Origin of the sequence: Desulfofundulus sp. (assembly GCF_049701015.1) — a bacterium.
Classification (GTDB): Bacteria; Bacillota; Desulfotomaculia; order Desulfotomaculales; family Desulfovirgulaceae; genus Desulfofundulus.
Map to the genome: position 1 here is coordinate 1 of NZ_JBNATZ010000169.1, position 5,453 is coordinate 5,453.

The window sequence follows — 5,453 nt, forward strand, 5'->3', positions numbered from 1 at the left end:
GTGACCTCTTTGAAGTGGTACCCCTTTTAACCCAGGAGTTCAAAAAGCTCCTCGGAAAGTAAACGGCGCGTTAGGAGTTGATAACGGGTGAAAGAAGTAGTTGTGGTTAGCGGTGTGCGTACCGCCATCGGTGCTTTTGGTGGTTCCTTGAAGGACGTGCCGGTGGTCAAGCTGGGCAGTCTGGTGATTAAAGAAGCCCTGAAGCGAGCTGGTTTGAGGCCTGTCTCCAGTCAGGAGCTTTTAGGTTACGGTCCGGATGCCCTGCAGAGTGCACCGTTAACGGATCTGGAAAAGACCTGCTATGACTGGGATGACTCCCTGCAGGAAGTGCAGGTCGACGAAGTGATTATGGGCCATGTTCTCCAGGGAGGTAGTGGTCAGAACACCGCCCGCCAGGCCGCCATTTATGCCGGTATTCCTAAAGAATCCAGCGCCTTTACGGTCAATAAAGTTTGCGGCTCGGGCTTAAAAGCTATTGCTTTAGGTGCCCAGGCCATTATGGCAGGCGAGGCGGAGGTGGTGGTGGCCGGTGGCATGGAGAATATGAGCCAGGCGCCCTATATCCTGCCCCGGGCCCGCTGGGGGTACCGGATGGATGTCAATGCCAGAGGCGAATGCATTGACCTGATGGTTTACGATGGGTTATGGGAAATTTTTTACGGTTACCACATGGGTAATACTGCGGAAAACATCGCCGCTCAATACGGAATCAGCCGCCAGGAACAGGATGAGCTGGGCCTGCTCAGCCACCAGCGGGCCAGGGCGGCCATTAAAGAGGGGCTTTTTAAAGAAGAAATTGTACCCGTACCCCTGCCCCGGAAGAAAGGCGAGCCGGTAGTCTTTGACACTGATGAGCGGCCCATGGATACCAGTATGGAAAAGATGGCTAAATTGCGCCCGGTCTTCCGGCCCGATGGAACGGTTACAGCAGGCAACGCCTCGGGTATAAATGACGCCGCAGCAGCAGTGGTGTTGATGTCCCGGGAAAAGGCGAGGGAGCTGGGATTAAAGCCATGGCTTGCAATTAAAGCTTTCGCTTCCGGGGGGGTCGACCCGGCATATATGGGCATCGGCCCGGTTCCAGCAGTCAGAAAAGCTTTGAAAAAGGCCGGGTTAACCATACAGGATATAGACGTTGTAGAACTGAATGAAGCTTTTGCTGCACAGGCAATTGCCTGTATGAGGGAGCTTGGCCTTACTCTCGATAAAACCAACCCTCTGGGCAGTGGCATTTCTTTGGGCCACCCCATTGGCTGTACGGGGGCAAGGCTGGTCGTCACGATTATGCATGAAATGAAGAGGAGAAATTTACAAACCGGTCTGGTGACCATGTGCATCGGTGGTGGTCAGGGGATGGCCATGGTTGTAGAGAATATTTAAGACTGGCTATTTTAGCGTTACCACTAACTGTTCCAGCATCCATGGTTTAAAAAAAACGTTGAGGAGGTTCAGGGGTTATGGATGTACAGAAAGTAATGGTTGTGGGAGCCGGCCAGATGGGTTCGGGAATCGCCCAGGTGGCGGCAGTGGCCGGCTGCAAGGTTATCTTAAATGACATTAAAGACGAATTTGTTCAACGGGGCTTGGGTAACATCGAAAAGAACTTGAGCCGGGATGTGAGTAAAGGGAGGTTGCAGGAAGAGCAAAAGGCAGAAATACTCGGACGTATTACCCTTTCCACCAGCCTGGCCGATGCTAAAGATGTGGATCTGGTTATTGAAGCAGCGATAGAAAACATGGAAGTAAAGTCTAACATCTTCAGACAACTTGATGAAATTTGCCCTGCTCATACCATACTGGCCACAAACACTTCGTCCCTGCCCATTACTCAGATTGCCGCGGTTACAAAAAGGCCTGACAAAGTCATAGGCATGCACTTTATGAATCCGGTACCGGTGATGAAGCTGGTAGAAGTTATCCGGGGACTGGCCACCTCCGATGAAACTTATGCGGTGGTCAAGGCCATGAGTGAACGTATGGGCAAGGTGCCTGTGGAAGTAAACGATGCCCCTGGATTTGTTTCCAACCGGGTGCTCCTGCCGATGATTAACGAAGCAATTTACTGTGTTTACGAAGGAATTGCCACTCCGGAAGCAGTTGACCAGGTAATGAAGCTGGGCATGAACCACCCGATGGGTCCCCTGGCGCTGGCCGATTTAATTGGCCTGGATACCTGTCTTTACATCATGGAAGTACTGCACAGGGAATTGGGCGATAGCAAGTATCGTCCGTGTCCCCTCCTGAGAAAGTACGTGGCTGCGGGCTGGCTGGGCCGCAAGACCGGCAGGGGATTCTACGTTTATAACCAGTAAATATTGCAAGCGTAATGCGGCGCTGTCCGGGGTGAAGCATGGTTTTGGAAGGGTGGCGCCGCATTTCAAGCTGGTTGAGAGGAGGCGGGACAATGTCCTGGAATAATATCCTTGTAGAAAAAAATGGCGCCGTGGCCCTACTTACCATCAACCGGCCACAGGTTTTAAACGCTTTGAATGCCGAGACGCTTAAAGAAATTGACGGTGCCATCGAGGAACTGGGGGCGGATACGGCGGTCCGGGTGATCATCATTACCGGTGCAGGGGAGAAGGCCTTTGTGGCCGGGGCGGATATTGCCTTTATGAGCAAATTAACCCCCCTCGAGGCGAAAGACTTTGCCCGGCTGGGGCAGAAAGTATTGAGCAAGATAGAAAACCTGCCTAAACCGGTGATTGCAGCCGTTAATGGCTTTGCCCTGGGCGGCGGGTGTGAACTGGCCATGGCCTGTGATATCCGGATAGCATCAGAGAAGGCTAAATTTGGCCAGCCCGAGGTAAATCTGGGCTTGATTGCTGGTTTCGGTGGAACTCAGCGTCTGACCAGACTGGTCAACCCGGGCCTGGCCAAGGAAATTTTATTTACCGCGGATATGCTTGATGCTGAAACTGCCAGACGTATCGGCCTGGTGAATCATGTGGTTCCGGCGGAGGAACTTCTCAACTTCTGCCGCGGCATGGCCGAGCGCATTGCCGCCCGGGGACCTGTGGCCGTAAGGCTGACCAAGGAAGCTGTGAACGATGGGCTGGAAATGGACCTTGAAAAAGCGCTTGCCCACGAGGCTGATCTTTTCGGCCTGGTATTTGCCACGGCAGACCGGGAAGAGGGTATAGCGGCCTTTTTAAATAAGCGCAAGCCGCAGTTCCGGGGCTGCTGACAACAGGGCGGTTCATTATTCTGTTCTGAATTAGAACGAGAAAGCAGGCTGGGGTATAACCACGAGAAGCAGCCTGCTTTTTTCTATAACGTCTGTTTTATAGTATAATGTAAAATGTAATTTGAAATGAATTCTTGAAGGGATACATGGAGTGAAACTCGTTTGTCAACTTGCGAAATGCGGAGGTGGGGTTTGTGGATATTACCTGGTTGTTCTTGTTCCTCTGTCCGTATATGCTTTTGTATTTTTACCTCTGGGACTTTACAACCTGGAACCACCGGAGGATAGTGGTCTTCTGGGTGGCGGGACTGGTCCTTTTGATCGGAATCTATTCTTTAATTAATTTCTTAAATCCCGTTCATCCGGCCTTCCCCGGACTTTTTTAGTTACCTGGTTATTTATAATAGAATCATATTTCTGTAACTGCATACTTACAAAAACGTTTGCACTCGGGGATAAAATACTCGGAAATACAATATTCGGGGAAGCCGGGCAAACTCTGGAAGCAAGCTGGTGTATTTTTAACTCTTGACAGCGGACAAACGGCACAGCTGGGAGAACATCCGAATCTGACACATATCTCTCCCCGGGAACCAACCGGTACCGGGTGGTAGCAGGGTGGGTAATTGGGTCTATTTTCTGCAGATGGTATTCTGGATTCCCTCAATGGGGTTCACCTCGCTTCCACAATTCTACATGTTTTTAATCAATATTTTATCATAAACCCGGATCAGAAAGCACATTGGACTAATAAACATCCGACTGAATTTGACCAGCCCGATGGTTCTAATTCCTGTCATCTGTATTATTAGACCCCGTTTCCTGTTCACTTTCCATCAGCCTGCCAAACGATTCGATAAGCCGTTTGGCTTTTTCCGGGCTGATGCCATACTTTGCTGCCACTTCTCTTACCTCCACCCACTCATCCCTTTGGATGGCATAAGCTTTATCTGCCAGGGCGGGCGGTTTTTTTTGAATTAAAACAACCATACCGTAAATATTTTTTTCACCGGGACTGAAAGGGATATCTTTATAGTGCGGGTTGGCTGCACGTAATTTCAAGAGGCCATCGTCGGAGACTATATATCTTATGGCTATTTCACCTTCATTGATGGGAGCAATTGCTATGCAGCCAGGTTCTACCGCGTCAACTTTTTTGCATATAGCGATATCACCGGGCAATATGCCGGCTCCGCTCATGCTATCGTCTCTTACTATAAAGGCAAAATCGGCATCGAGTTGTCTATCGATGTTTATGTAACCAATAATATCGGCCTTAGTGTAGGGAGGTGTTCCAGCGCGTATCGTACTTAGAAGGGGAACTTGTTTGATGGGTAGAAACTCTACCAGTGGTTTCTGGATAAGGGAACTGATGGTTTCCATTGGGGAAAGAGTCTCACCCAAAAAAAAGGACAGGGGTTTGCCAAGGATATGTGAAATTCTTTTTAAATCATCTATGGAAACTCGCCTTTTCCCCTTTTCGTAAAGGTTAATGGCGGTCTTGGTGAAACCCAGCTTCTCCCCCAATTGCTCCTGGGTCATTCCTCTTTCTTCTCTTGCCATTTTTATTCTTTTCCCAATCTCCTCGTAATAACTTTTCATAACGTTCACCTTGATTTTCAGTACGAAATTTTAACTATATTATTCCTTAATATTTCGGAAAAACCTCTTGACATGCAAGTAACAATATGATAACCTGACGGCGTAAGCGATACCTTGCTGTTTTTAGATATGTGTTTACAAAATGAAAATATTTTTATATGAGGTGATAATATTGGCCGGGCGTAAGAGCAAGATGATTGAAATTGAAAGTAGATTTGGCGAGCCAGTAGCAACACTTATTCGTCACTATTACTATAAAAAGGGGTATACTCTGGACCAGCTGGCACAGCTATTTGGCGTTGGCAGGGCGACAGTTTCGGTGTGGATGCTGAAACTTGGTCTTCCCACCAGGAGCTGGGCACTTCCCGACCCTGATAGCAGTGAGCATAATGCAACTGCTGAAAAGGTTAGCCTTCAAAAATAATGCCACCATTTCGATTTATTTCGTTTCAATAACTGGGGAGGGGGTAAGGGCCTTGGATCGAAAACTTGGCATGGAAATTGAGAACCTACGCCAGAGATTGAACGGCCTGAACAGGAAGGATCAGGATGAGATCCTGGCTTTAAGCCGGCGTCTGGACAGCTTAATAGTACAATATCAACGGGAGGTTTTTGTAGAATTAGGAGAAAAACGTGAGTATCCAGGGTTAAAAAAGTAAGTGGC

At 48.9% G+C, this 5,453-nt stretch carries 6 protein-coding genes; 5 read left to right on the forward strand and 1 reads right to left on the reverse strand.

The window, feature by feature from the left end:
* Positions 1 to 87: 87 nt before the first annotated feature.
* The 3 genes from ACPLUI_RS10390 (at position 88) to ACPLUI_RS10400 (ending at position 3,187) form a co-directional block, all read left to right on the forward strand.
* Positions 88 to 1,380 (forward strand): acetyl-CoA C-acetyltransferase, encoded by a 1,293-nt coding sequence (locus tag ACPLUI_RS10390; RefSeq protein WP_424660193.1) that lies wholly within the window; start codon positions 88 to 90, stop codon positions 1,378 to 1,380.
* A 77-nt stretch (positions 1,381 to 1,457) separates the two neighbouring features.
* The gene (locus tag ACPLUI_RS10395) at positions 1,458 to 2,312 is read left to right on the forward strand and encodes a 3-hydroxybutyryl-CoA dehydrogenase (protein ID WP_424660194.1); all 855 of its coding nucleotides are present in this window, start codon (positions 1,458 to 1,460) and stop codon (positions 2,310 to 2,312) included.
* A gap of 92 nt (positions 2,313 to 2,404) precedes the next feature.
* Entirely contained in the window at positions 2,405 to 3,187 is a 783-nt protein-coding gene (locus ACPLUI_RS10400; RefSeq protein ID WP_424660195.1) for an enoyl-CoA hydratase-related protein, read from the forward strand.
* Positions 3,188 to 3,973: 786 nt separating this feature from the next.
* On the opposite strand, the gene ACPLUI_RS10405 is transcribed toward ACPLUI_RS10400, so the two are convergent.
* Entirely contained in the window at positions 3,974 to 4,789 is an 816-nt protein-coding gene (locus tag ACPLUI_RS10405) for a LexA family protein (RefSeq protein ID WP_424660196.1), read from the reverse strand.
* 193 nt (positions 4,790 to 4,982) lie between these two features.
* Between ACPLUI_RS10405 and ACPLUI_RS10410 the strand changes: the two genes are divergently transcribed.
* Together ACPLUI_RS10410 and ACPLUI_RS10415 are read left to right on the forward strand one after the other, a co-directional pair.
* Positions 4,983 to 5,213 (forward strand): hypothetical protein, encoded by a 231-nt coding sequence (locus tag ACPLUI_RS10410; RefSeq protein ID WP_424660197.1) that lies wholly within the window; start codon positions 4,983 to 4,985, stop codon positions 5,211 to 5,213.
* 52 nt (positions 5,214 to 5,265) lie between these two features.
* Positions 5,266 to 5,448, forward strand: coding sequence for an aspartyl-phosphate phosphatase Spo0E family protein (locus tag ACPLUI_RS10415; RefSeq protein WP_424660198.1), 183 nt, complete (start codon positions 5,266 to 5,268; stop codon positions 5,446 to 5,448).
* Positions 5,449 to 5,453 lie beyond the last annotated feature (5 nt).

Excerpts from the sequence above, each read along its gene's own strand:
- ACPLUI_RS10395 (WP_424660194.1), top strand. The coding sequence starts at position 1,458 with ATGGATGTACAGAAAGTAATGGTTGTGGGAGCCGGCCAGATGGGTTCG.
- ACPLUI_RS10400 (WP_424660195.1), top strand. The coding sequence starts at position 2,405 with ATGTCCTGGAATAATATCCTTGTAGAAAAAAATGGCGCCGTGGCCCTA.
- ACPLUI_RS10405 (WP_424660196.1), bottom strand. The coding sequence starts at position 4,789 with ATGAAAAGTTATTACGAGGAGATTGGGAAAAGAATAAAAATGGCAAGA.
- ACPLUI_RS10410 (WP_424660197.1), top strand. The coding sequence starts at position 4,983 with ATGATTGAAATTGAAAGTAGATTTGGCGAGCCAGTAGCAACACTTATT.